The organism is Dyella sp. (assembly GCF_036746095.1).
In the GTDB taxonomy this organism is placed as follows: Bacteria; Pseudomonadota; Gammaproteobacteria; order Xanthomonadales; family Rhodanobacteraceae; genus Dyella_B.
The window spans coordinates 21785-47549 of sequence record NZ_DAIOEU010000036.1; the positions used below are offsets into that span (position 1 = coordinate 21785).

At 62.6% G+C, this 25765-nt stretch carries 16 protein-coding genes and 2 tRNA genes; 9 read left to right on the forward strand and 9 right to left on the reverse strand.

The features are described 5' to 3' along the window. A partial coding sequence (locus tag V7M64_RS14555) for a hypothetical protein (RefSeq protein ID WP_333680018.1) occupies positions 1-548 on the forward strand: 548 nt, incomplete at its 5' end. Between the two features lie 9 nt (positions 549-557). Then, positions 558-974: a type IV pilin protein gene (locus V7M64_RS14560; protein ID WP_333680019.1), complete on the forward strand. Its 417-nt coding sequence runs from the start codon at positions 558-560 to the stop codon at positions 972-974. A 79-nt stretch (positions 975-1053) separates the two neighbouring features. Here the strand turns inward: V7M64_RS14560 and recD are convergent, their stop codons facing one another. The 3 genes from recD to recC are packed head-to-tail and all read right to left on the reverse strand — an operon-like array spanning position 1054 to position 10131. Beyond that, entirely contained in the window at positions 1054-3012 is a 1959-nt protein-coding gene (gene recD, locus V7M64_RS14565) for an exodeoxyribonuclease V subunit alpha (protein WP_333680021.1), read from the reverse strand. Further along, positions 3002-6655: an exodeoxyribonuclease V subunit beta gene (recB, locus tag V7M64_RS14570; protein ID WP_333680023.1), complete on the reverse strand. Its 3654-nt coding sequence runs from the start codon at positions 6653-6655 to the stop codon at positions 3002-3004. Before recB ends, recD begins: the two co-directional genes overlap by 11 nt. After that, a complete protein-coding gene (gene recC / locus V7M64_RS14575) occupies positions 6652-10131 on the reverse strand; it encodes an exodeoxyribonuclease V subunit gamma (protein ID WP_333680025.1) in 3480 nt (1159 codons plus the stop codon). Before recC ends, recB begins: the two co-directional genes overlap by 4 nt. A gap of 390 nt (positions 10132-10521) precedes the next feature. Here recC and V7M64_RS14580 point away from each other — a divergent pair, with 390 nt between their 5' ends. After that, on the forward strand, positions 10522-12180 hold the full coding sequence (locus V7M64_RS14580; protein WP_333680026.1) for an MASE1 domain-containing protein: 1659 nt from the start codon (positions 10522-10524) through the stop codon (positions 12178-12180). On the opposite strand, the gene V7M64_RS14585 is transcribed toward V7M64_RS14580, so the two are convergent. Continuing rightward, positions 12164-12634, reverse strand: a complete 471-nt coding sequence (locus V7M64_RS14585) for a hypothetical protein (RefSeq protein WP_333680028.1) — start codon at positions 12632-12634, stop codon at positions 12164-12166. The two genes, V7M64_RS14580 and V7M64_RS14585, sit on opposite strands and share 17 nt — an antisense overlap. Positions 12635-12876: 242 nt before the next feature. Between V7M64_RS14585 and V7M64_RS14590 the strand changes: the two genes are divergently transcribed. Together V7M64_RS14590 and V7M64_RS14595 are read left to right on the forward strand one after the other, a co-directional pair. Continuing rightward, complete coding sequence (locus tag V7M64_RS14590; RefSeq protein WP_333680030.1) at positions 12877-14124, forward strand: alkaline phosphatase family protein; 1248 nt, start codon at positions 12877-12879, stop codon at positions 14122-14124. After that, the gene (locus V7M64_RS14595) at positions 14121-14369 is read left to right on the forward strand and encodes a hypothetical protein (protein ID WP_333680031.1); all 249 of its coding nucleotides are present in this window, start codon (positions 14121-14123) and stop codon (positions 14367-14369) included. Before V7M64_RS14590 ends, V7M64_RS14595 begins: the two co-directional genes overlap by 4 nt. Positions 14370-14679: 310 nt before the next feature. On the opposite strand, the gene V7M64_RS14600 is transcribed toward V7M64_RS14595, so the two are convergent. Continuing rightward, positions 14680-14755: transfer RNA gene (locus tag V7M64_RS14600), tRNA-Ala, on the reverse strand. A gap of 51 nt (positions 14756-14806) precedes the next feature. Further along, positions 14807-15922 (reverse strand): ribonuclease D, encoded by a 1116-nt coding sequence (rnd, locus tag V7M64_RS14605; protein ID WP_333680032.1) that lies wholly within the window; start codon positions 15920-15922, stop codon positions 14807-14809. Positions 15923-16029: 107 nt separating this feature from the next. On the opposite strand from rnd, the gene V7M64_RS14610 reads away from it, so the two are divergent. Beyond that, positions 16030-17979 carry an SUMF1/EgtB/PvdO family nonheme iron enzyme gene (locus V7M64_RS14610; RefSeq protein ID WP_333680033.1) on the forward strand — a complete coding sequence of 650 codons (1950 nt, stop codon included), beginning with the start codon at positions 16030-16032 and terminating at the stop codon, positions 17977-17979. Between the two features lie 241 nt (positions 17980-18220). Here the strand turns inward: V7M64_RS14610 and V7M64_RS14615 are convergent, their stop codons facing one another. Both V7M64_RS14615 and V7M64_RS14620 read right to left on the reverse strand, forming a co-directional pair. Continuing rightward, complete coding sequence (locus V7M64_RS14615; protein ID WP_333680035.1) at positions 18221-19114, reverse strand: EamA family transporter; 894 nt, start codon at positions 19112-19114, stop codon at positions 18221-18223. A gap of 519 nt (positions 19115-19633) precedes the next feature. Then, positions 19634-19718 (reverse strand) — tRNA-Leu (locus V7M64_RS14620). Positions 19719-19969: 251 nt separating this feature from the next. On the opposite strand from V7M64_RS14620, the gene rnr reads away from it, so the two are divergent. From rnr to V7M64_RS14635, 3 genes are read left to right on the forward strand one after another with little or no spacing between them, the layout of a single operon-like run. Further along, positions 19970-22456: a ribonuclease R gene (gene rnr, locus V7M64_RS14625; RefSeq protein WP_333680040.1), complete on the forward strand. Its 2487-nt coding sequence runs from the start codon at positions 19970-19972 to the stop codon at positions 22454-22456. After that, positions 22453-23196, forward strand: a complete 744-nt coding sequence (gene rlmB / locus V7M64_RS14630) for a 23S rRNA (guanosine(2251)-2'-O)-methyltransferase RlmB (RefSeq protein ID WP_333680037.1) — start codon at positions 22453-22455, stop codon at positions 23194-23196. Before rnr ends, rlmB begins: the two co-directional genes overlap by 4 nt. Then, positions 23193-23480: a hypothetical protein gene (locus V7M64_RS14635; protein ID WP_333680038.1), complete on the forward strand. Its 288-nt coding sequence runs from the start codon at positions 23193-23195 to the stop codon at positions 23478-23480. The genes rlmB and V7M64_RS14635 overlap by 4 nt, the downstream gene beginning before the upstream one ends. 79 nt (positions 23481-23559) lie before the next feature. Here the strand turns inward: V7M64_RS14635 and V7M64_RS14640 are convergent, their stop codons facing one another. Continuing rightward, a complete protein-coding gene (locus V7M64_RS14640; RefSeq protein WP_333680039.1) occupies positions 23560-25290 on the reverse strand; it encodes a glycosyltransferase family 39 protein in 1731 nt (576 codons plus the stop codon). Between the last annotated feature and the right edge of the window lie 475 nt (positions 25291-25765).

The window sequence follows — 25765 nt, forward strand, 5'->3', positions numbered from 1 at the left end:
TCGTGCACATCATGTATCTCGTCGGCTTCAAGAACCGGGTGACGACCGTGCTGCGCGACAGTCTTCAGCAACAAGTATTGAGCGAGCAGACGGTCACCGATGCCACGTCCGGCAGTAGTGCGGTCCTGCGTACCCTCACGTCGAACCCGGTTTCAGCGCAGGCCGGTGGCTGGCGTATCGATTTGCGTCTCGCGGCGGGCGAACGTGTCGTGGCTACGCCGACGGCATTGTTCAACACCAACACCGTGCTGGTAAGCACCCTCATTCCCGATGGCGATACACCCTCCGGCGCCATCATGGCCGTGGATGCCGCCACCGGCGGCGCGCGGTCCATCTTCGGTTTTGGTGGCGCTTCGTATGCTGGCGCGCTGGTGCAAAACCCACCGACGACAGGAAGCTTGCCGACGGTGATGCCAGCGGGCGGCGGCAGGCTGGTCCTGCCGGGTATCAAGCTGAAAGGAAGCGGCAGCGTACTGGATGTGCCGCTAACCTTGGACGGCCCCTTGTGGCGTCGCCGTTCATGGTCTTTGTTGACGCCGGATTCGTAAGGCGCGGCGATGGAGCGTGTGCGTGGTTTCAGTTTGATCGAAGTGCTTATCGTGATGGCGATAGCCGCGATGCTGGCGGCGTTGGCGTCGCAATCCTATTCCCGCTACGTATTGCGCTCGCATCGTACGGACGCGCACCACACCTTGATGGCAATTGCCCAGGCGCAGGAGCGCTGGTACGCCACCTACAACCGCTACGCGGACGATTTGAGCAAGCTTGGTTACGGTGAGCCGGCGTTGTCGCCAAATGGGTATTACGAATTGGCGATCAGCGTGATGGGTGATGATGGACAGGATTTCATGGCGATAGCCACGCCGGTCGGGCGGCAGAGCGATGATGTGTGCGGCAGCCTGTCCATCGACCATGCGGGGCGCAAATTGCCGGATAGGGATAGTGGCGCGAATACAAACGGCAAGTGCTGGTAGCGATGAGCCGCGTCGGTGGATGTGGGCGGAAAGCGAACCCCACCATTTCCTGGGGCCGCATGACATGTCGGGCGTGGCCTCATCCAAGCTGCGAATCGATCAACCTCTCCGCCAATCCCGAGTAGCGCCGTGTGCGCTGCGCCAATGCGTGCTCGATCGACGCCTGCGTGCCGACCAGGGTCAACCATCGCCGGGCACGCGTTATCCCGGTATACAGCAGCTCCCGCGTCAGCACGGCGGGCGCGTCATCCGGCAACACCAGCGCGGTATGCTCAAATTCCGAACCTTGCGACTTGTGCACCGTCATCGCAAAGACCGTTTCCGCATCGCCCAGCCGCGATGGCAATACGCAGCGCACCTGTGCGCCAGCGTCCTGCACGTCGGGCGATGGGCTTTCGCGCGTCATCGGAAATGCCACGTACAAGCGCAGCTCGCCATCGGCGCCACGCATGCGCAGCGCGATACCGACATCGCCATTCATCAGTCCCAGGCTGTAATCGTTGCGGGTCATCATCACCGGCCGGCCTTCGTACCAGCCGCGGTCCGATGCGATCAAGCCGGTGGCCAACAATAGGGCGGCGATATTCCGGTTCAGCTGTTCGACGCCCGAGGGCCCTCGGCGCACGGCACACAGCACCTGGAAGCGATTGAAGGCCTCCAGCACCTCGTGTGCCCACTGCCGGTACGCTGCATCGCCGGCGCTCGGCGCGGGACGCCGTTGCTGCAATCGTTCGAGATAGAACCGGAAGCCTTGCGGCCCGCTCTGTGTCGGCCGCTCGGCTTGCCCATCGATCGCCCACGTCGCGTTGCTGCTGGACGTCATCCACGCGATATCGGTCGATGGCCAGTTGAGCAAGCTGTTGACCGTTGCCGCATCGCCCACGTTCACGGCCGCGGCGAGCTGCCCGATACCGCTGGCGGTATCGAAGCGATGGCTGCTGCGCAACATGGCGATGCTTTGGTCGAGCGCTTGCGCATCGTCGCGAACAAATGCCCCGACGTCGTCACCGCTCGCCGCCAGCAACCAGCGCGCGGTGGCGGCGGTATAGCAGCCTTGTTCGGCGCGACGTCCCAATTCGCCCAGCACCGCCCCGGCTTCCACCGATGCAAGCTGGTCCTTGTCACCGATCAGGATCAGCCGTGCATGCGGCGGCAACGCATCCAGCACGGCAGCCATCATTTCCAGGTCGATCATCGACGCTTCGTCGATCATCAGCACGTCCACGTGCAGGGGATGGCGGTTGTCGTGCGCATAGCGGCGGCTATCCGGGCGTGCGCCCAACAGGCGATGCAGGGTTTCTACCTCGCGCGGAATCGCGGCGCGCACGTGATCTGCCACGTCGAGCAACGCGATCTGGCGCGCAATCGATGCATTCAAGCGCGCGGCGGCCTTGCCGGTCGGGGCGGCGAGCCGAATGCGCAAGGGTACGTCGTGGCCGCGCAGCTGCAGGGTTTGCAGCAGGCCGAGCAATCGCACCACCGTGGTGGTCTTGCCGGTACCTGGGCCGCCGGTGATCACGCTGAAGGCGCCGCGTGCCGCCAATGCGCATGCTACGCGCGGCCACGCGATGGCGCCGTCCGCGGCGGTGGGAAACAAGCGCTGCAACTCGCCGTGCAGCGCTTCGGCGGGCAACATGCTGTCGCCAAGCCGTGCCGCAATGCCGGCAGCGACACGGCATTCGTAGTTCCAGTAGCGCCGCAAATACAGCCGATGGCCATCCAACACCAGCGGAGCTTCGACAGGCATGCCATCGGAGCCTGCCATCAACGGCGAGCTCGGCACGGGCGTGCTGGAAAGCAACTCAAGCCATGCCGGCGGCCACTCTTGTTCCAACGCCAAGGCATCCAGCGCCCGCAGATCCAGGCAGGGATGGCCATCGCCCAACTGCCGGCTTGCCAGCGCAGCCATCAGCAGCAGCGTCTGATCGGCGTGCGGATCGCACTCGCCGATGAACCGTGCAAAGGCCATATCCAGCGGGCGCAGCACTCGCCGTGCTACCGCATCGGCCAGCATCGCGAGCAAGGCATCACGCGACATGCGCGGTCGCCTCCTGTGCAAACAGGCGGTCCATCGCATCGACCAAGGCAAATGGCAAACGCTCCGTGTGCATGCCATGCCCGGACGGGTCCACGCCGCGCAGATACAGGTACAGCACGCCGCCGACATGCTGTTCGTAACGGTAGCCAGGCAGCCTTACACGCAGCAGGCGGTGCAAGGCCAGCGTGTAGATGGCGTACTGCAAGTCGTAGCGCGATTGCAGGGTGACCTCGCGCATGATAGCGGCATCGTAGGCCGCGGTGCTGCCGCCCAGCCAATTGGATTTGTAGTCGATCACGTAGTAGCGACCCTGCTGCTCGACGATCAAGTCGATAAAGCCTTTGAGCATGCCGTTTACGCGGTTAGGCGGCAGCGGAGGGCGCGGCAGGCCACCCAGCGTGTGGCGGGTAACCAGTTGATCCAACTGTTGCGTGTCCACGCGGTGGGCTTCGAACCAGAATTCAAGCTCGGCCTGATAGCGTTTGCGGTCCGCTAGCTGCGCCAGCGCCAGCGTACGGCCATCTGGCAATGCCAGCGGTGCATGCAGCAAGGCAGGCAGCCATTGGCTCAACGGCGCGATCCACGCCTGCCAGCCGCGCCGTTGGCAGCGACGTGCAATGTGCTGTTCCAACTGGGCGGTGTGACGGGCGACGGCCGCAAAACCGGCCTCGGCGATCCATTCCAGCAGATCGTGCAAGAACGTGCCGGCATCCGCGCCGCGCGGAAAGGCGTGCATGCCGTAATCGATGGCGGGTGCGGTCCATTCCACCGGTTCACGCGCCACTTCCGCGAGCACATCCTGGGTAGCTGTTTCCGGTGCGGCCTGCCGCATGGCTTCACCATCACCGTGCGTCAGCGCGCTGTAGCTGGATATCCACCAGGATTCGGGCGGTGGCAGGGTATAGATGCGCGCCTGGCGTTCGTTGCCCGGGCGGTGCAACGGCCGATAGACGCGTGCGCCTGGCGCGTCTTCTGCGACATGCACTTCGATGTCCTGTGAACCATCTCGCAGCGCTTCCAGGCGTGCGAGCAGATCGAGTGGTTCGATCGCTTGCTCGCCGCCGGAAAGCACATAGCCGAAGGCGGACCGATGCAGCAACGGCTTGTTGCGATCGGCCACGCAGCCCACGCCCAGCCAGCAGGCATGTTCGGCGCGTGTCAGCGCCACGTAGAACAGGCGCAGGTCTTCCTGCAGGCGTTCGCGTTCGATGCGCTGCTGTGCGAGTGCATCGGGTTGCAGATCGATCCAGGTCTTGCCGGCCTCGTCGTGCCAGGGTTGCACGCTGCCGCGTGGCGGGTCCTGGAAACGGCTGACGAACGGCAGCATCACGATCGGGTACTGCAAGCCTTTGGACTTGTGGATGGTGATGACTTTCACCAGGTCGGCTTCGCTTTCCAGGCGCACCACGTGTTCTTCCCCGGTTTCCGCCTCGCCTTCGCAGGCACGCGCCATCTGTGCGGCCAGGTAGCGGATCAGGGCGTATTCGCCATCGAGATTGGCCGCTGCGTGTTGCAACAGTTCGGCCAGATGTTGCAGGTTGGTCAGCGCGCGTTCGCCGTTGCCCGTGGCGAGCAGGCGTGCCGGCAGGTCGAAGGTGTGCAGCAGGTTGTGCAGCATGGCCAATACACCGTGCCGCTGCCAAAGGCTTTGTAGTTCACGGAAGCGCTCGCCGCACCATTCCCAGTAGGCTTCGTCGTGGTTGAGGCGATCGAGTTCCTCCAGGTTGCGCTGCATGGTGGCGCTGGCGAGCGCCGCGCGCATGGCGCGATCGGAGGCGGGCATGGCGCAGGCTCGCAGCCACAGCAACACATCCGGTGCCTGCTCGGTGGCGTAGACCGAATCGTTTTCCGACAGATAAACGCTATGCACGCCGCGTTGGCGTAGCGCGCTGCGAATGCACGCAGCTTCGCGCCTGCTGCGCACCAGCACGGCGATATCGCGCGGACGCAACGCGGTGTGCGCACCTTTTTCGTCCACGAAACCGCAATGCCCGGCTTGTGCGGCTTCCAGCAAGTCCACGATGTGCGCCGCCGCGTAGGCGGCAGCGGTTTCCATGTACGCGCCGACACCCAGTGGTTTATCGCTCGAAAAAACTTCCATGCGCATCGCCGCAACCGGCTGGCCATCGTAACGAAGGCTGCGCTTGCTGCCGGCAGCGTCTATGGGCTGGAACGGCAGGCCCTCCGTGCCACGGCCGAATGCAAACGCACCCTGTTGCCATTGGTCGGCGTATTGAAAAACGCGATTGACCGCTGCCACCAGCGGCGAGGTGGAACGGTAATTGGTGGCCAGTGTCCAGGTGGGCGATTGCGCCTGCTCGCGCGCGGCAAGATAGGTATGGATGTCCGCGCCGCGAAACGCGTAGATGGCCTGCTTGGGATCACCGATCAGGAGCAGGCCGGTATTGGGCCGATCCACATAGATGCGCTGGAAGATACGCCACTGCAGCGGATCGGTGTCCTGGAATTCGTCGATCAAGGCCACGGGGTATTGCATGGCGATGGTATCGGCCAGCTGGCCGCCATGCACGCTGTGCAAGGCGGCATCGAGCTGGCGAAGCATGTCGTCGAAACCGGGCTTGGCCTGGCGTTCGCGAATCTGATCGATGCGCGCGGTGATCCATGGCAGTGCGTGTGAAAGCAGCAAAGGCTCCAGCGGTGGTTCGGCGCGGAGCGTGTCGACCAGGTTCTCGATAGCGGCAAACACCGGATGCGCAGGCGGTGGATTGCCTTTGCTGACCGAGCCATCGAGCTTGGCCTGGGTGTAGCGCTCGAGCGTCGCCGGATCGATCTCGGCGCCATGAGCCCATGCGTGCAAGGCGGGCAGTTCTCGCTCCATCGTCCTGGGCTGGAAGATGTTGTTCTTCAGCGCTTTCGTTTGCACCGCCGTGCGCAGCAAGGTGTCGATCGCCTCCGCATTGCTTTGCCACATGTCGCGAGCAGCGTGCTCCGCCTGCCGGCGCGGGGCCTGATGCTGGCGCAAGGCGTCAGGCAGATCGCCAACCTCAGGCAACGGACGGCCTTGAATGCGGATGCGTCGTAGCGGGAGTTTCAGCAATGGTCGCATGGCGCGTTGCAAGGCTTGCGGGCTGCGCCATTGGGTAGCGATGCAGGCGGCCTCGGTTTCATCGAGCGGTGCATAGAAGCGGCGCCAATAGTCGCGCACGGCTTCGGCGAGGCGTGCATTTTCATCCGCCACGTCGTCGGCTGCTTCGCTGCCTTCAAAGGCATGCTGCGCAAGCATGCGCTGGCTCCAGCCGTGGATGGTGTAGATGGCCGCTTCATCCATCCATTGCGCGGCCAGATCCAGCTGGCGCGCTGCGGCGGCGCGATCGTCGGCGGCCGGGTAGTCGCCGATCAATCGCTGCAGGAAATCGTCGGCCTGTTGCTGACCGCGAAATGCCGCTGCCGCCGTGGCGAGGCGTTCGCGAATGCGTTCGCGCAATTCCGCGGTGGCGGCGCGGGTGAACGTCACCACCAGTATCTGCGCCGGCAGTTGCGCCGGCTGGCCGCCATGGCCCAGCACCAGCCGCAGATAAAGCGCGGCCAATGTCCAGGTTTTGCCGGTGCCCGCGCTGGCTTCGATCAGGCGGACGCCTTGCAGTGGCAGGTGCAGCGGGTCGAGCGGCGCCATCTCGTTCATGCGTCGCTCTCCACGCTGGCGGCATCGAGCAGCGGACGGTACAGAGGCAACCAATGTTCGAAGCCATCGGCGTGCAGTGCTGAAAAGCTGCGCCACGTGCGCGCCAGGGTAGGCTCGCGATTCACTTCGCCGGACGGTGCCCCCGGCGCATCGCTGCCTTCGTAGCAAAGCCGTGCGGCGTCGGCGGGGATCTTTTCGTTGCGTTCTGCCAATAGCCATGCATAGGCCGTGAGCCGCGCCATGGGCAAGGGTTTTTGCATGCCCTCTTGCCAAGCGTCCAGTAGAGCATTCAGTAGCACGGCTGCTTCGTGACGCTCGAGCGGCTTCAACACCACGGTGGCGTCTGGTGCCAGCAAGCGGCTGGCCATGGCGACACCGCTGGCATTGGCCAACAACTGCAGCACCCATGGCTGCAGCAGTTTGTCATAGCGAAGGGTCTTGCCTTGGCACAGCTGGCCAGCCATCGGCAGCAAGCGCACGAGGTTGCCGTCATCGCTTGCGCGCAGATCATCAAGCCAGCCTTCCACCGTGAGTTCGCCATGCTGGTGGCGCAATTCCCGTGCGGGCATGGACGCGTGCCAATGCGCCCGCGAGGCCTGCCAGCGGCGCAGGATCCGATGCACGTCATCGCCGATATCTTCCACCGCCAGCGCGCCGAATCCACCGGCGGGCATCACGCCTTGCTGCCGCAGGCGCGAAGCGGCATGGAGCAAGGCCGGCTCGGCATTCGCGTCGTCCGCGTTCAACGCGCATTGCAGCAATGTTTGCGTGGCGGCGTGATTTTCCAGGCCATCCAGCGCAAACGGTTCGTCATCTTCCATGCCGGCGTCGACATCCTCGAAACGCACCTTCAGCCGTTCGCTGTAGAAGCACGCCGCCGGCCTGGCAAGAAAGCGCTGCAGCGTGCGGATGTCCAACACCGGCTCCGTCTGCCACGGTGGCAGCGGCGTGGGTTCGCGGTGTGCTTTGGGACGACGTGCCTGTGCCCACTCCGAGGCATACGTAAACAGCGGCGAGGCCGCATCAAAGTAGCGTTCGCTGAAAGCTTGCAGGGGATGCCCGGTGGTGATGGCGTCCAGGAGATGTCGGTCACGCCCCGCATCGTTCTCCGGCAAGCGCCAACCCGCGACAAGATAATCGCGCAGCTGGCCCACCAGCACCGATGGCGGCAATTGGCTGTTGTCGCGCACGCTGTGCCCCACCCAGCTGATGTGCAATACATCGCGCGCGGAGAGCAGGGCCTCCAGAAACAGGTAGCGATCATCTTCGCGACGCGAGCGATCACCCGGACGGTGTTGGCTGGCCATCGCCATCAGGTCGAAGTCCGGTGGTGAAATGCGGCGCGGGTAGTCGCCATCGTTCATGCCAAGCAGGCAGACCACGCGGAACGGAATGGCGCGCATCGGCAGCAAGGTGCCGAAGTTCACCGCGCCGCCCATGAAACGTTGCGAAAGATGATGCTGGTCGATCGCCTGCAGCCAATCCTCGGCCACGATGGCAAGGGGAATGCTTTGCGTAAAGCCGGCTTCCTGGCAGGCATCCAGCCAGTTGTCGAGCGCATCTTCCAGCCGGCCGATGCGCATGGCGTCGTTCTCGTCGCCGTGGGCATCGAAGCAATCGCGCAGCAGGTTGCGCAATCGTTCGCTCCATTGCAGCGGCGTGGCCGGCGAGGCAAACAATTGCCAATAGCGTCCCAGTGTTTCCAGCAATTGGCTCAAGGGGCCGATCAGCTCGGCATCCAATCCGCCGATGTCCGCATAGGGCGCGATGCCATTGAGCGAAGGGCCGTCACCCGTGGCATAGCCAAGCAGCATGCGGCGCAAGCCGAAGCGCCAGCTGTTCTGTTCGTCCGGTGGCAGGCCGAAGGCTTGCTTCTGCTTGCCATCGAGGGCCCAACGGATGCCGGATTGGGCAATCCAGCGGCGCAGCGTTGGCAGTTCGTCTTCGCTGATGCCGAAGCGGCGACGCAGCGAGGGCACGTCGAGCAAGTCCAGCACGTCGCTGGCGGTGAAGCGCGATTCGGTCAGCGTGAGCAGCCGCTCCAGCGCGGTGATCAATGGCGAGGTGTTGCGGCCTGACTGGTCGGCGACGTGATAGGGCAAGTAGCGCGGATCGTCGCTGGCAATGCGGCCGAACACGGCTTGCACATGCGGTGCGTAGATGCGGATATCCGGCACCATCACCATGACGTCGCGCGGCGACAGCGGCTCTCCTTGGCGTGCGGCCCGTTCGAACAGCGCAAGCAGCCGGTCATGCAGAATCTCCACCTCGCGCTGCGGACTGTGCGCGACGTGGAAATGCAGCGAGCGGGTGTCGGGCAGCAGTTTGCGCAACGCGGGATCGGCAGGGGCCGGTTCCAGTTCCAGTACGGCCTGCTGCACCTGATGCAGCAAGGAGTCGTTGCCGTATTCGCGGAACACGTCGATGCTGCGCTTGATGGACGTGAATCGCTCGCGATAGCGCTCCGGCTGATCGAAGGCATCGAGCTGGCGAATGAAATCACGCCCTTGCTTGCCCCATGCGGCCAGCAAGGGATTGGCATGCAGATGCAGGTCTTCGAAGCGCGGCTCCGGCGGCAGGCCGGGCTTGTTGGCATGGCGGCGATGCTCGGCCAGTAGCAGCTCGCGATCCTCAATGATGTCGGCCCAATAGTGCCGGCACGGATTGGTGACCAGCAGCAGCACCTGGCTGTAGCGCCCGAGCGCTGTCAGCGCTTCCAGCACCTGCGGCGGCAACGAGGTGATGCCGAACACCACGATGCGCCGTGGCAGCGCCTCCGGCCGCGCCGGGGACGACTGCATCTGCTGTATGAAGCGCCGATGCACGCCCGCGCGATGGCTGTCGCGCTGTTCGGCTGGCACGTCATCGAGCAGCAACCGCCACAGCCTGGGTTGCCAACGCTGCGCGGCTGGTAGCTCTTTCACCCGGTTGCGCACGCTGTCACGCAAGACGTCGTTGCGATGTTCCCAATCTTCAAGCCAGTCGGCGCGAAACACCTGATATTGATCGAACAGATCGGCCACTTGCATGGCCAGCCGGTACAGCCGCCGCCAATCGCCAGTATCTCCAAGCAAGGCGCGCAAGGGTGCGAAAGCCGGCTCAGCCAGGCAAGGCGGCAGCAAGCGCAGCAGACGCCATACCAGGCGCGACTTGTCGAACGGCGAGGTGGCCGGCACGGCAGCCTCGCCCAGCACGGCGCGGTACACCGTCCACAGGAATCGCCCTGGCAGTTGCATGTCGATCGCTGCGCTGATACCCAGCCCGCCGGCCGCTACCGGACGCGCCAGCGCCAGCTTCAGCCACTGGGCGATGCCATTGCTCTGCACCAGCATCAGTTCGTTTTCCAACGGCTGCAGCGGCGTGCGCTGCAGCCAGGCTGCCAGCAGGTCGCGCAAGTCCTCCTGGCGATTGCCGTGGATCACCATCAGGCCGGATTCGACGAAGGGAAGGTGAGGCTGTTGCTCGGATGCACTCACGATGGGTTGCGCTTCCTTGTTGTGACGTTGCTTGAGAAGACGGCTTCAGCCCGTTGTGCGGCTTGCAGTCGCCTTGCTTGGAGGTGGTATGGGCGCCGGAGGATTTTAGCGGCAATCCGCCTTGTCCGCTTCGGCTTACCCGGGTCGGAAAGGAGTGGCGCTCCCTTTGCAAGCTCATAAGGCAGCATCTCGGCTCTTGCTTCGATCCCTGTGATATGCATCGCAAAAACACATGAGTGGGCCGCGCATTGTCCAGCGTGACAAAAGCTTGCCGCGCAGGATGCACACCGCTTCACCACAGTTTCACGGCTGCAATCGAATGATCGCTCCGCGTTTGGACGTCCAGCCGACGTCGTGGGGAGCCGGTCAAAACATAAGATGGGGTGATCGATGGGGCAGGGACTTTGGGAGAGACCTTGGGTTCGCCATGTTGCCGTGTTTTTAGGATATGGCATTGTCTACTTGGCGGTCCGCACATTTGTTTTCACTGAGTGGCAGATTACGGCCGGGCTTAGGCTCGCTGCGCTTTTGCTTGTTCCCTATCGTTATTGGCCCGCATTGATCATCGGTGAGTCGGGTCACTACCTCTTCGTCGGTTATGTCTGCTCGTCCGTATGGGGCGTGGCGTGGGGGATTAGTTGCGCCATTCCTCCTATTGTCTATGTGGCGCCTACTGTCTATTGGGTACGCAAGCATTGGTCGCCCATATCGAGCAACGCAACGCATATCCATGCGGGCAGACTGCTCTGTTGTGCATTGCTGGCATCTGTAGCTGTGGCGTTGCGTGATACTTGCTTACTCCAGCTCGTAGAACATCTTCCCACCAGTTACGACACGAGCTATTCCACTTGGGCGCCGCGTTATTTCATTGGTTCGTTCCTGGGCACGCTTACGGTCGCACCACTTATTTTGCTCTGCTATCAACAACTGGCCGTCAAGCAGTGGTCAGAACTTTGGATCAGGATCGAAAACAGCCGTCTCTTGTTTGAGAGCCTTTGTCTTGGGTTTCCCGTTCTCGCGCTCTTATTTTGGATTGGGCACAGCGCACCACCTGCGGGTCCCACGCGGGAAATGGCCCAGGTTGCCATGTTCCTTCCGGTGGTTTGGCTGGCTTTCCGGCATGGATGGCCCGGCGCAGTGGTGGGAGGTACCGCGGCAAGTTGTGCGGTGATGTGGTTGATGCCAATGCCTATGGCGTGGGATCCGGCGACCTTACGGGCGGAAGCCATTTTGTCCTTCGCCATTTCGACCATGTTGATGATGGGTGCGCGCATCGAATCACTCGACAAGCACGTTGAGCAGGAGCGCATGGACGTTCGTATGGCGCTGGCTTTGGCGCAGCGCAACGTATATCTCGGTGAAATGCAGCTGCGCATGACATCGCAGGCACTGGAGCAAATCAGGGAAAATGTCCAGGCTGGATTTAAGATGATGATGGGACGTCTTCGCCATCTGCAACCCGCAATTGATGACCGCGGGTACCAGCGCCAGGCATTGGTTGCCCAAGACCAGCTTCACCGCCTCGCCGATAGTCTTTATCCCATCGCACTTAGGGAAAAGGGTCTTCCCAGTGCTCTGCAAGAAGGTGGCCTGCCACAAATGCTTGGCGAAGCAGGTTTAGCTTATTCGTGCGACCTGCGTGGCCCCGTAAGTAAGCTTTCGCATACGTTGCGGATGGCTACGTATCGCATTATCTGGGAAATCATCGCAGACGTCTGCATGAAAAAGAATGTGAGCGACATTCGTGTGCAAATACGAGTCGCGGAAAGGCGGGAGCGTGTTGGGGTATTGATCGTTGTCCGTTTTCGGGCATCTCATCCCCAGCTTGCTTTCGTCGATTGGGATGAACTGGTTCCGCGCTTGGTGCGCGGGAGCAGTGGTCTTGGGTTACGTGCGGCAAGAGACAGGGCAGCCGCCTTCGAAGGGCGTACGCGGTCCCGATTCTTGTCCACCGGCCACCAAGTCAGCGTTCTCCTGCTTGATCCAATCGTGCCCGGTGGCGCAATCAGCTCACCGGGCAATGGACCGAGTCCTAGTGTGTCGGTTTGACTGCGATTTCTCCGCACCGGGTGGGATCAGTGCAAATGACGGCGCTGGAAGCGGTTAGCTTTGTCGTGCCATCACTCTGTGGTGTAGCGGTAACGACGGTGGAACTATCCCGATAGACCGTCGTCGACGCCGCCGAGTTTATCGAAGACGTGTTGGCCGCACGCTGCTGCGGCGTCGACACATACTGCGAATCCTCCCCAATCGGCAGCGTAATAAACTGCCCACCCGCCGTCCCGACGGCGCCAATGACATTGCCATTAATGTCATTAACCTGGACATATTTGACCCCGTTTAATACAAACACATAAACGTGCCAGTGCGGGCTCAAACTGACATCCACGGCATTGGGCCATGCCTGGCCCAAACCTGTTGCCGGCGGTTCCGCCGCCATGGCCAATCCTGAAAAGCTCAAACCCAAAAACATGCCGAGTGCAGCACGAGTAACTTTATGCATGATGTTTCCCCTTGCACGGATGAAAGGTTGGTCGAAGTGGAACGCAATCTAGCTCCCCGCTTGCGCTGGAAAAGTGATGAACGAGGGCGGCAGGAGCGCCTTTCAGCAGGCCATAGAAGGGCGTGATGGGGTTGTGAAAGCAACCGTAGGGTACGGCTGCTATATTCGTCGTCGGTTATCTGGGCATGGCGGCCCGAGCGCGTGGGTTGGGGCGAGGCGTTTAGGGTAAAGGGAGGGCTCCCGTGAGCACTGACACTGCAGCTGTATCGCCACCGATTGAAAATCGCGTCCAGCATGTCTTCGTGCTGATGTTGGAAAACCGGTCATTCGACCATTTGTTCGCCTTATCGGATATCCCCGGCATTACCGCTGCCACCTCCAGCAACACGAATACTTACGGCGGCACGGTTTATTCCTTCGGGGATGGTGCGCCCACCCGGATGCCCGCCGACCCTGGGCATGAATTCACTGACGTGCTGGAGCAGCTGTGCGGCGCAGGCGTCAATTACGAACATGGGCATCCCTACCCAGCCATCGACAACTCCGGTTTCATTGCCAACTTCGCCACGACGAAGGACGAGGGCACGCCGGCCCAATCCGCCGCAGCCGGCGAGATCATGCGTGGCGCGGACGTCCGTACGCAGTCGCCGGCGCTCTATCAATTGGCTACCGAATTCGTGCTGTGCGACGGCTGGCACTCGTCGCTGCCAGGGCCCACCTGGCCCAACCGCTATTTTGTGCACGGTGCTTCATCGGCAGGGTTGGATCATTCGCCAACCTCCGCCGAGATGAGCGAGTGGGAATGCGTTGACGGATTTCCCTATCCGAAGGGCTCGATCTTCGATGCGCTGGGCAAAGGCAACTACCGCCTCTACCAGGACGACCTGGGTTCGGCACTGGGACGCGTGCCGCAGGTGGCTTCCATCAAGGGCATCAGTTTCTTCGATATCGACGACCTGTCGCATTTCGAGGGCGACCTTGCGAATGGCTATACCGCCCGCTACACCTTTATCGAACCGAGCTACGGCGACATCGTGCACGATACGTACGAAGGCGGAAGCTCGCAGCACCCGATGGACGGCCTGAGCGGCGGCGACCAATTGGTGGCGCGCGTCTATAACGCGATTCGCCAATCGCCACTTTGGGAAAGCAGCCTGCTGGTGATCCTCTACGACGAACATGGCGGCTTTTACGATTCTGCCAAGCCAGGCAAGGCTATGCCACCGAACGATGGGGCCGGTTCATCCTTGAACACCAATGGCTTCTTGTTTGACGTATATGGCGTTCGCGTGCCCGCGATCGTGGTGTCGCCATGGGTGGCGCGCGGCTACGTTGACCATACGGCGTACGACCACAGTTCGGTGCTCGCCACGATCGAGCGCCTGTTCCATCTGCCAGCACTCACCGATCGCGACAGAAACGCCAAGGACCTGCTTTCCCTGATTACTGCCACCTGCCGTGCGGACTGTCCGCAAGGGATCGGATCATGAACCAGGTAGCCGCTCCAGATCCGCGCGACAACGAGCCCTTGCGTGACGGCAGTCCCCTGATGGGCTATCTGCATATATTGAGAAAGGCACACCTGGCCCTGGTTGGGCGAGACGAGGCGCATCGGCGCTTCCATCTCATGTCCACGCGAGGACATGCCCGGAAGTACATCGAGGAACTGATGCCGCTGCTGCTGAAAGAGCGCGGCAAGCACCGTCTGAAACGCCACGGCGTTCACCGGCATTGACAGGGAACGTGACAGTAGTCGTCTCCAGGCTGCCAACCGTACCGTACATCCGCCCCGATGCTCGCTATAGGCCGACTATCGCCGGCGAAGGCATGGCTGCCCACCGTTTCGCCGACAGCCACGTGCATAGTGCGGTGCTATGGGACTGCGGAGGTTCGTGGATGCAGTGATTCCCTATGAAAGACCGATGCGTCCGGCGCCGGCCACGCACCGAACGCTCGCCTCCAGGTAGGGAACGATCACGCAACCTCCAAAACAAAACAGCGCTTCACGCCGCAAGGCATAAAGCGCTGTTCTGTCTGAAGGGAATTGGTGGAGCGGAGGAGGATCGAACTCCCGACCTTCGCATTGCGAACGCGACGCTCTCCCAGCTGAGCTACCGCCCCACGCGAGCTGCACATGGTAGCAGCGCAGCGGGAAAGGGCCAAGCCCTGGGGTTAGCCGGGCAGCAAGCCAGTGAGGCGGTCGTGGAGCAGGCCATGGCGCCAGCCTTCCAGCGCATCGGGCCACTGAGCCGTTACCACGAATTCTTCCAGCACGCGGCGCGAGCAGAGCAGGCCGGCGGGTAGATCGAGCTCGGTGGCAAGGGTATCCACGCATTGCTTCATGCCGGCCAAGGCCTGCTTGGCCTTGCCTTGGGGAATCGGCGGAATGGGGTTGGTGCTGGCGATTTCTTCGGCGCTGACAGGTGGCTGCATCAGCTCGAACAAATCGGCGCGTTGCGGGGAACGCAGGGCGCGCTGGCCAGCGCAGCGGCGATCCAGTTCTTCCTGATGTTTCGGCGGCTGTTGGGCAAGGCTGAGGGCCAGTGCGTCTTCCAATAGCCACGGGCGCGGCTTGTCCAGCAGCCGGGCGGTGGCATCGCGCCAGCGCAGGATGCGTCGCAGCAGGGCCTGTTGCTCGGGCGGCCATTCGGCGGCGCCGCGATAGGCAAGCTGCGGCTGCGGATCGCCTTCGCGCTGGCAGCTCTTGCGCTTGAGCCGTTCGCAGTCTTCTGCGTGCCAGCTGGTGCGATCGCGTTGCGCCAGGCGTTCGGCGAGCTGTTGATACACCGTTTCGAGATGGACCACGTCCAGCGCGGCGTATTCACGCTGTGAAGCGGTGAGCGGACGTTGCAGCCAATCCGAGCGCGTTTCGCCCTTGTCCAATTCCGCGCCGACCAGCTCGGCGACCAGCGCGCGATAACTCATCCCCAATCCCATGCCGACGAAGGCCGCGGCAATCTGCGTATCGAACAGCGTGCGCGGGCCCTCCGGCAGGTGGGGCGACAGCGTTTCCAGATCTTCGCTGGCGCTGTGCATCACGGTGATGACGTTCGCGTTGTCGAGCGGCTGCAAGGCATTGCCAATCTCGAATGCGAGCGGATCGACCAACGCGTAGCGGCCCTTCAAGCCAAGCTGCAGCAAGGCGAACTGCGGATAGAAGGTATTGCGCCGCATGAACTCGGTGTCGAGCGCCAGCACGCCGCTGGACGATAGCCCGGCCAGCCACTGTTCAAGTTCGTTGCGTTGACCGATCCAGTCTGCCTGGGGCGGCGATGAGAGCAGGGGCATGTGCGTTCCTTCGAGATCACGGAACACGCGATTCGCGATTGCTCCGTCATCGGTGGTGCCATATGGTAAGCAGCGAACCATAGCAGGCCAGCCGCGGAACGCCCACCATGCCGAGCAAGGAAACCGTACAACGCCAAGGGGTATTCGGCGGCGCGCTTGGTGTGCTGGTGCTGGCATTCGGCCTCACCTATCACTTCTTTCCGGAGCTTTTTCACGTGAGCCCGGAAGAGATAGCCAACCCCAGCGCCCCCGGTGTGGGCCGCGCGGCGCCGTCGAGCCGCACCCGCGCAACCCCGGCGGCGCCTTCCGTGCAGGAAGAGCTCAACGCCGGGCCGCCGTTGACGCTGGCGCCTACCGCGGTGATCGCCGCACGCCTGGCGCGCAAGCCGGCGCCGCTGCCCGAGCAGACCACGGCCGATCCGCCGGAAGTGAAGGCGCTGGTGGAGAAGGCGGACAAGGCATTCGAGGCGGGGCATGTTGCCGGCGACAAGAACAGCGCCGCCGCCTTGTACCTGGCAGCGCTCAAGCTCAAGGCCGACAGCCGCGCCGCGGTGCAGGGGCTGGATCAGGTACGCACACATTTGATTGCGCAGATCACCCAGGACATCGCCGTCGGCGATTCCGGATCGGCAGGCTCGCTGCTGGATAACCTCAAGGGGCTGCCCAACACCGCCAACGACGTCGCGCCGCTCGAGGCAAGCATGAAGACGTTGCTGCAAGTGCGCCCGATGCTGGCGCAGGCAGCTTCGTTGTTGCAGCAAGGCAAGGCGGACAAGCCTGCTGGTGACAACGCGCTGGAAGTCTATCGCCAGGTGCAGAAACTCGATCCGCAGAATGCGGTGGCGGCGCAGGGCATTCTGCAGGTGCAGCGCGTGGTGCTCGATCGTGCGTTGGCGGCGGTGGCGCAGAACGATTTCGCGGGCGCCGAGCAATCGATGGCCGAGGCCACGCCGATCCAGCCCGATTCGCCTCAGCTGCATGACGCGCGCAACCAGATCGACAACATTCGCCAGCAGCGCGCCGCCAACGTGCTGGCCCAGGCGCGTTCGGCGCTGGACGCCGGCAATATCGGTCTCGCCAAGCAACTGGCGGGCCAGGCGCAATCGATCAGCCCGCAGCTGGCGGGGTTGGATGAATTCGAAGTACGCCTGACCAATGCAAAGCTCTACGCGAGCTTCAAGCCGGGACAAGTGTTCACCGATCGCTACGTGGACATGAATGGCCAGTCGCCGACCATGGTGGTGGTGCCTACCGGCAAATTCATGATGGGCGCGCCGGAAGAGGAGGCCGGCCGCACCGATGCGGAAACGCCGCAACATGAAGTCGCCATCGACAAGGGTTTCGCGATCGCGCAAACGGACGTGACGGTGGGGCAGTTCCGCGAATTCGTGCGTGCCAGCGGCTACAAGCCTGACTCCGTCGCGCATGGCGGCGCAAGCGTGTATGACGAACGCACAGGCGTGATGCGTGATGTTTCCAATGCCACCTGGGAAGACGACTACGCCGGCCATCCCGCTGCGGACAATCTGCCGGTAGTGAACATTTCCTGGAACGATGCGCATGCCTACGCGCAATGGCTGAGCCAGCGCACTGGCAAAAAGTATCGCCTGCCCAGCGAAGCGGAGTTCGAATATGCCCTGCGCGCCGGCAGCACCTCACGCTATTGGTGGGGCAGTGGGACGCCCAAGACCAAGGTGGAAAACCTCACCGGCTCGCTCGATCGCTCGCCGAGCGGACGGCGCTGGAGCCATGCCTTCGACGGCTATGGCGATGGCCATTGGGGACCGGCACCGGTGATGAGCTTTGCGCCGAATGCGTTCGGCCTGTATGACGTGGACGGCAACGTATCGAAATGGATGGCCGACTGCTGGCATGACAACTACGTGCGTGCGCCAGTGGACGGCAGCGCATGGATCAATCCGGGCTGTTCGGTGCGCGTGATACGCGGCGGCTCATGGGGCAGTTCGCCGGAGCAGGCCAATTCGGCGTATCGACAGGGTGCGGATGCAAGTATTCGCAGCGGGCGCGTGGGTTTTCGGGTGGTACGCGAGCTGTAGCGTTTTTAGGTTGGGTTACCCCCGGATCAAGTCCGGGATAACCCAACCTGCGGCTAGTGCCATTGCGGTTAAGGCAACGGCACACCCCATGCGCTCGTCACATTGACGCCCTGATGCATGTCCATTTCCTTCGATGCAGCGTGCACTGTGTGCCGCCTCTCTCGTTCTACGAGGTTTGTTGCAATAAGACACTGCGAAGCCGTCGCGAGCATGACGATCGCGGTGTCTGGCGATGCCAGGTTTATGGCATCACAGGCTCGACGGGCTCGCTCGCCGCCTTGCGCGCACTCAACACCGTTCCGGCGGACGCCACGACAATCGCCACGATCGCAAACCACTGCAGCAGGCTGAGATGTTCGCTCAGGAAGATCATGCCGGCCAAGGCGGCGAAAGCCGGTTCCAGGCTCAACAACGTGCCGAAGGTGCGGGTCGGCAAGCGCGTCATGGCCATCATTTCCAAGGTATAGGGCAGCGCGGAACTGAGTATCGCAATGCCTAGCGCCGGCAGCAGCAGGCTAGGCGTAAACAGCGCATGGCCCGCGTGCGCCAGGCCAATGGGAAAGGCCACCAGCGCAGCCACCGAAGTACCCCAGGCCACCGCATCCGTGCCGTAGACCGCACCGGCTTTCTGGCCTAGCACGATGTAGCAAGCCCAGCCGATGCCCGCCGCCAACGCGTAGAAGACACCGATCGGGTCGAGCCGCTTGGACGCATTGCCAGGCGACAACAACAACACCAGCCCGACCACTACCAAGCCGATCCACACCACATCCAGCCATCGGCGCGAATGAAACAGCGCCAGCGCCAACGGTCCGGTAAATTCCATGGCCACGGCAATGCCCAGCGGTATGCGCTGCAATGCCAGATAGAAGACGAGGTTCATCACGCCAATCGACAACCCGTAACCCCACAGCACGCGCTTGTTGCCTTGCGCACGTCGCGAACGCCACGGCCGTCGCAACACCAGCAAAATCACCGCGCCCAGCACCAGGCGATAAGCGGTTGCACCTTGCGCGCCCACCATCGGGAACAGCATCTTGGCAATCGCCGCGCCACATTGATACGACGCCATGGCGATCAGCAAGACGCCAACGGCGAGCAGGGCTGGAGCAAGCGAGGTGTTGGGACGTGGCATGCGTGCGGGATCGATGTCACTTCGAACGCGCCATCATGCCCATGAAATCACGCGCAAAGATACCCTTTGCATAGCGAGCCATGAGTAGGGACGCGGGCTGGGATGCGAACCCAGCATTTGGCAAGCATCTGGGATTGTTACCCCGGCCTACGTACGGAGACCATCAAGAACTATCGTGCTCGCCCACGCGAGCGGTTTGGTTTGGCTGCAGATGTCCCGGCCGAGGATGCGGCGCGCTTGCGGGCAGCGGGTTTAGTTTTGAGCCGATGTGCTTTGGCAGTGAGGTCCAGGCCCGGTGTTCCCATGACGGCCAGTACTGTCTTCAACGTAGGATTGCCATCATCACTGAATGCGCGATAGCGTGCACTGACGGAATTGGATTCACGCGCGCGCGAGCCGTACATCAGCTGGAAAGCTATTGAGCCAGGGGGCTGAAGATCGAGAGCGCAAACGCCAAAAACAACAAACCCGGCTGGCGCCGGGTTTTGTTTGCTGGAGCTGTGCTCCACAGCGATGTCTTGGTGCCCAGGAGAGGACTCGAACCTCCACGGTTTTACCCGCTAGTACCTGAAACTAGTGCGTCTACCAATTCCGCCACCTGGGCAGGTGTCGCATTGCCTTTCGGGCTGTGCGAGCCGCGTAGAGTAGGGGTGGGAGGACATATTGTCAACTATTTCTTCCTCCTTTTTGCTGTGCACGGCAAAGACGCACTCAACCATTTATTGAACACATGTATCGAGGCGATACTAAGGCGTGACTAAACAAAAAAAGCCCCCCAAGGAAAAGGTGCCGCGCAAGGCGGCCAAGGTCCCGAAAGTCCATGCGGGCGCGCCCAGGCAGGCGCGTCGACGCGGTATGGAAACGGGTGAAACCACAGCGCCAACACGGCAGCGCGATCCGTTTGCGGAGCGCGAAGCCCAGCGCTACGAAAAGCCGATTCCCAGCCGCGAAGCCATCCTCGCGCTACTGGAAGAACGCGGCGAGCTGCTGACCGAAGCGCGCATCGCCGAAGCGTTGCAGCTCCACGACGAATACGGCATTGCCGCCCTGACCAAGCGCCTGACGGCGATGGTGCGCGATGGCCAGTTGCTGCTTGGCCGGCGCGGCGGGTACGCACCGGTGCGCAAGCTGGATCTGATTCCAGGCGTAGTGCTTGCCAACGCCGAGGGTTACGGCTTCCTGCGCCCGGATGAAGGCGGTGACGATCTGTACCTGTCGCCGTACCAGATGCGCAGCGTGCTGCACGGCGACCGCGTGCTCGCCAGCGTGGTGGGAGTGGACCGGCGCGGACGGCGGCAAGGCGCCATCGTGGAAGTGCTGCAGCGCCGCTCGCCGCGACTGGTCGGCCGGGTGGTGATCGAAAACGGTGTCACCGTGGTCGTGCCGGACGATCGCCGCCTGCACCTGGACATCATGATCGCGCCGGGCAAGGAGCGTGGTGCGCGCTCCGGACAGATCGTCGTGGCCGAGATCACCGATCCGCCCACCGCCTATCGCGGGCCGCTGGGCATCATCCGCAGCGTGCTCGGCGAGCGCCTGCAGCCGTCGTTGCTGGTGGACATGGCGATTGCCAGTTACGACCTGCCGTACGAATGGCCGCCAGAAGTATTGCGCGAAGCCGAAGAGGTGGAGCCGGAAGTCACTGCCGCCGAACGCGAAGGCCGCACCGACTTGCGCAAGCTGCCGTTGGTGACGATCGACGGTGCCGATGCGCGCGACTTCGACGATGCCGTGTATGCCGAGCCAAAACGCGGTGGCGGCTGGCGACTGATTGTTGCGATTGCCGACGTCTCGCACTACGTGCCGGTCGACAGCCCGCTCGACAAGGTAGCCTACGAGCGCAGCACGTCGACCTACTTTCCCGGCTTCGTCGTGCCGATGTTGCCGGAGACCTTGTCCAACGGCATCTGCTCGCTCAACCCTAAAGTGGAACGCCTGTGCATGGTGTGCGACATGCAGGTGAGCGCGGACGGTGAGGTCAGCAAGGCGAAGTTCTACGATGCCGTGATGCGGTCGCATGCGCGTCTCACCTACGACAAGGTGTGGCAGGCGATTGGCGTGAAAGACGCCGATGCACGGCATGAAGTGGCGGATGTGCTGCCGCAACTGGAAAACCTGCACGCGCTGTACAAGGCCCTGGCCGAACAGCGTCGCCGCCGCGGCGCGATCGACTTCGAAACCGCCGAGGTGAAATTCCGCCTGGATGCCACCGGCGAAGTACAGGCTGTCGGCGCGGTACAACGCAACGATGCGCACAAGCTGATCGAGGAGTGCATGATCGCCGCCAACGTGCAGGCGGCCACGTTCTTGGCCAAGCGCAAGGTTCCCGCGCTGTATCGCGCACACGAATCGCCTCCGGCGGAGAAATACGAAGACCTGCAGCAGTTCCTGCGCGAATTCAAACTGCGCATGCCGCCGGTGGACGAGGTCACGCCCAGCGATTTTTCGGACGTGCTGCGCATGGTTAAGGATCGCCCCGAACGCGAACTGATCCAGTCCGTGCTGCTGCGCTCGCAAAGCCTGGCGGCGTATCAGCCGGACAATCGCGGCCATTTCGGCCTGGCGCTGGAAGCCTATGCGCATTTCACCTCGCCGATTCGCCGCTATCCGGATCTGCTCGTGCATCGCGCGATCCGTTACGCCTTGAAGGGCGGCAAGCCATCCGCGTATCACTACAGCGAAGCGACGATGGCTGCGATGGCGGTGCATTGTTCGCAGCGCGAACGCCGCGCCGAAGAAGCCGAGCGCGACGTGGACGAACGTTTCCGTTGCGCCTGGATGGCCAAACACGTCGGCGAAGAGTTCGATGGGGTGGTCACCGGCGTCACCTCGTTCGGCCTGTTCGTGGAGCTGGACGAGTCCAAGGTGTCTGGCCTGGTGCATATCAGCCAGCTGTCCAACGACTACTACCACTTCGATCCCATTCGGCATCTGTTGAAGGGCGAACGCACCGGTCTGCAGTACCGGCTTGGCGATCACGTACGTATCCAGGTGCTGCGTGCGAGCCTGGAAGATCGCAAGATCGATTTCCGCATGGTGCAGCCGAAGAAGAAAAAGGAACCGCAGCCGACAGCGCAGGCCTTCGTGCCGCCGACCGCGACGCGCGCTTACGAGGACGCCGCTGCGGGCGAGCGGTATTCGTTGCCGTCCGGCCGCAAGCCGCTTCCCGCGTTGCCGCCATTACCCGGGCTTGATAAAGCTGGCGCGAAGAAAGGCGCGGCCAGGCCGGGCAGGAAAGCGGTCGTGGACAAGGCTGCGGGTAAGCGCAAAACCAGGTCGAGTAGCAGCACGTCATCCAGCAAGCACACCACCAAGGCGCCCAAACCCAAAGGTAGACGATGAGCGAGAGTTGGATCGCTGGGATCAACCCGGTGGAAGGCGCGTTGAACAACGACGCTGAGCGCGTGCGCGAAGTGCTGGTGGAAAATGGCCAGCGCAATCCACGCGTGCATGAACTGGCGGAAAAGGCCAAGGCGCTGAAGATTCCCGTGCATCATCGCCCGCGCGAGCAACTCGATCGCGTATCGGGTGAAGCACGCCATCAAGGTGTGGTGGCGCTTTACCAGGCACCACCGCTGGCCGACGAACATGATTTGCCTGAATTGATCGAGCAAGCTGGCGGCAACGCCTTGGTGCTGGTGCTCGATGGCATTACCGACCCGCACAATCTTGGCGCCTGCCTGCGTAGCGCAGCCGCTGCGAACGTCACGGCAGTGATCGTGCCGAAGGATCGCGCCGTCGGCATCACGCCAGTGGTGCGCCGTGCTTCGGCAGGTGGTGCCGATCGCGTGCCGCTGGTCGCGGCAACCAATCTTGCGCGTGCCCTGCGTGTGCTGAAGGACGCCGGGGTGTGGATCACTGGTCTGGCCGGCGATACCGAGCAATCCATCTACGACATCGACCTCAAAGGCCCGGTGGCGCTGGTGCTCGGCAGCGAAGGCGAGGGCATGCGCCGGCTGACGCGCGAGACCTGCGATTTCACCGCGAAGATTCCCATGCCAGGTACCATGGAAAGCCTCAATGTATCGGTGGCTACGGGTGTCGTCTTGTTCGAGGCATTGCGTCAAAGGAGTGTGCGATGACGTTGTATTGGCATGATTGGACGGGCTACGCCGGCGTCGCCCTGATGCTGTTGGCCTATTTGCTGTTGCAGGCCCATAAGCTGCATGGCAATGGCTTGGTCTATCAATTGATGAACGTGCTGGGCGCGCTCGGCGTGATGCTGTCGCTGCTGTTCGGTGCATTCAACGCGTCGGCGTTTTTCATGGAAGTGGCGTGGCTGTTGATTGGTATCTACGGTATTGCGCGCAGTGCGCAGGTGCGTAAGCAGGCGCGCGCGGCCGGGCACAAGGTGGGGCTCAGTTAACCCGTGCAGCTCGGGTGCAACCCCGGCCTCCCATGCTGATCGTTGCGCCATGTTGGGTTCGGCTGCGCCTCAACCCAACTTACGGGTGCAGACGGCGGACATCGTAGGCCGCCGTTGAGGGATCGAAGCTCACCAAGACCCGATCGCCCAGCGAATGTTTCCGGTCGATGTCCACGCCCGCTGGCAATGACGGGGCAGCGTGGATCGTCGCAGGCGTCGCCTGTAGAAACACGAACGCACTCGGCTGCGGTTTCCAGGTCAGCCAACTCAAGTCGTATGCCACGAATTCCTGGACGACTACTTGATGGCTGGCAACGCCTGGCTGACTGACGAATTGCTTGGCCAGCGCCAGCGCACGTTCTTCATCGGATAGGTCATGCAACACCCAGCCAAGCACCGGGCACGGGCTGTCCGTATGCGAGGCGTCGGCGGCGTGCTTCAGCCATTCGTCGGGAAAGTAGGCATAGGGCCGATAGCCTGGCGGCAGGTAGTAACCATAGTAGTTGCGCTCGATCATCGCGTGCACGCCGGGCGTCATGCCCAGGCCGTAGGTGCCGGGGTAGGCAATGACGGGCAGCGTGGCGCCGGCGCAGCCCGGCAATCCTTTCACGTATGCCGCAGAAGCGCGCCATGGTTCATTGGAGGGCAGCAGGCGGCCACGCATCAATGCGAGCCCTTGCGAACCGAGCAGCACGACGATGGCTGCGGCCGCGATAGCACCCTCGCGGGTCGCCACGCGTGGTCCGGCCGCGTCATACAGCCTGGCAAGCAGGAACCAGCCGAACGGCGCGCACACCAGCACATTGCGATACGAGAACGACGGTGCCACCAGCAAGGAGACGGCAATGCCGCTGACGATCACACCCACGCATACCACGCAGCAAAGCTGGGTTGTCCAACGCGTGATGGGCGCTACGCCGATCTGCGTTGAAGCCGTGCGCGAACGGCGAAACCATAGCATCAGCAGCATGCCGACCACGACCAGCAGCGCCTGCCGGCTCATGAAGTGGAAAACCACGCGGCGCAGATGCGAGCCGAAAAACTTGGCGCTGTTCTGGAACCAGGCACCCTCGAACCCGTGCTTGTTTGCATGCGTCATCAACCACAGCAGGCCGACATAAATGCCCAGCACGATCAGCCCCGATATGCACACCGCGATGCGCTGCGGCCACGTAGGCGAGGTGACCAGCAGAAACAGCAGCAGCATGCCCACCGTAAGCAGCATATAGGGATGGGATTGGCTGCCGGCGATGCCGAGCAACGTAAGCCCCAGCCAGGTCCCGGTGGGCACGCGGTGGCTGGATAGCGCGCGCTGGCGGAACGCGATGGCCGTCGCCAGCAACGCCGCGGAGAAGGTAATGGCCAGCGTGTAGTCGCGCGCATTCTGCGCTTGCGAATACCAGAACAGCGAGGTGGTCGCGACCGCGCATGCAAACGCTATGGCCGTAGGCGTAAAGCGGCGGCGCATGCCCAGCGCGAAGATGCCGATGCTCAGTACTGCCAGGATGGCGCTGAGCAGGCGTACGGCTCCTTCGCTGGTACCGAATAGCGCAATCCATGGATAAAGCAGAAAGTCATACAGCGGCGGATGCACGTCGGCCAGCACGCGGCGGAACACTTCGCCCAGGCCCAGGTGGTGATCCACCACTTGCATGGTGAATAGCTCGTCGGCCCAGAAGCTGTTGCTGGAGAGGCCGACGAAGGCAAACAGGCAGGCGAGCAGGGCGATGAGGGCGTAGAGCTTGCCCGGCCAGTCGAGGGCGGCGTTTTTGGCGATGCTTGGTCCGGCGGCGGGAGGCGCAGGCGTCACTTCAGGGTTCCGGGCGGATGGCTTGAGCGGTGAGCGTACGCGAACCTTTGCGCGGAATGCATCCGTTGCTGAATCTTTTCGCTGGCAAGCGCCTAAAAAACCTGTTCAAGGCGAATGGCGCGATCGACCCGCAAACAACTCCCTCCCCTGCGGCAGTAGGGAAGGGTTGAGGCTGAGGTATCCCACGTTGGTAATTGTCCAGAAAAATCTAAGGTTGCATCGAGCCCGTTTCGAAGCGCATCGTCATTCCGGCGAAGGCCGGAATCCAGTGAAAATACGCTGTGCGCAGCACTCAGCATAAAAAAGCGATGTGTGCTGCGCACGCGTACTTAGACTGGGCCCCGGCCTTCGCCCACTGCTGTCCGGCACGTATTTTGCGCTGCTTCGCAGGCAATCCACACCGCCGTCATTCCCGCGAAAGCGCACTGCTGTCCGGGGAAAATGAAGTTCTTCAGAAATGCGCGGGCATAGCACC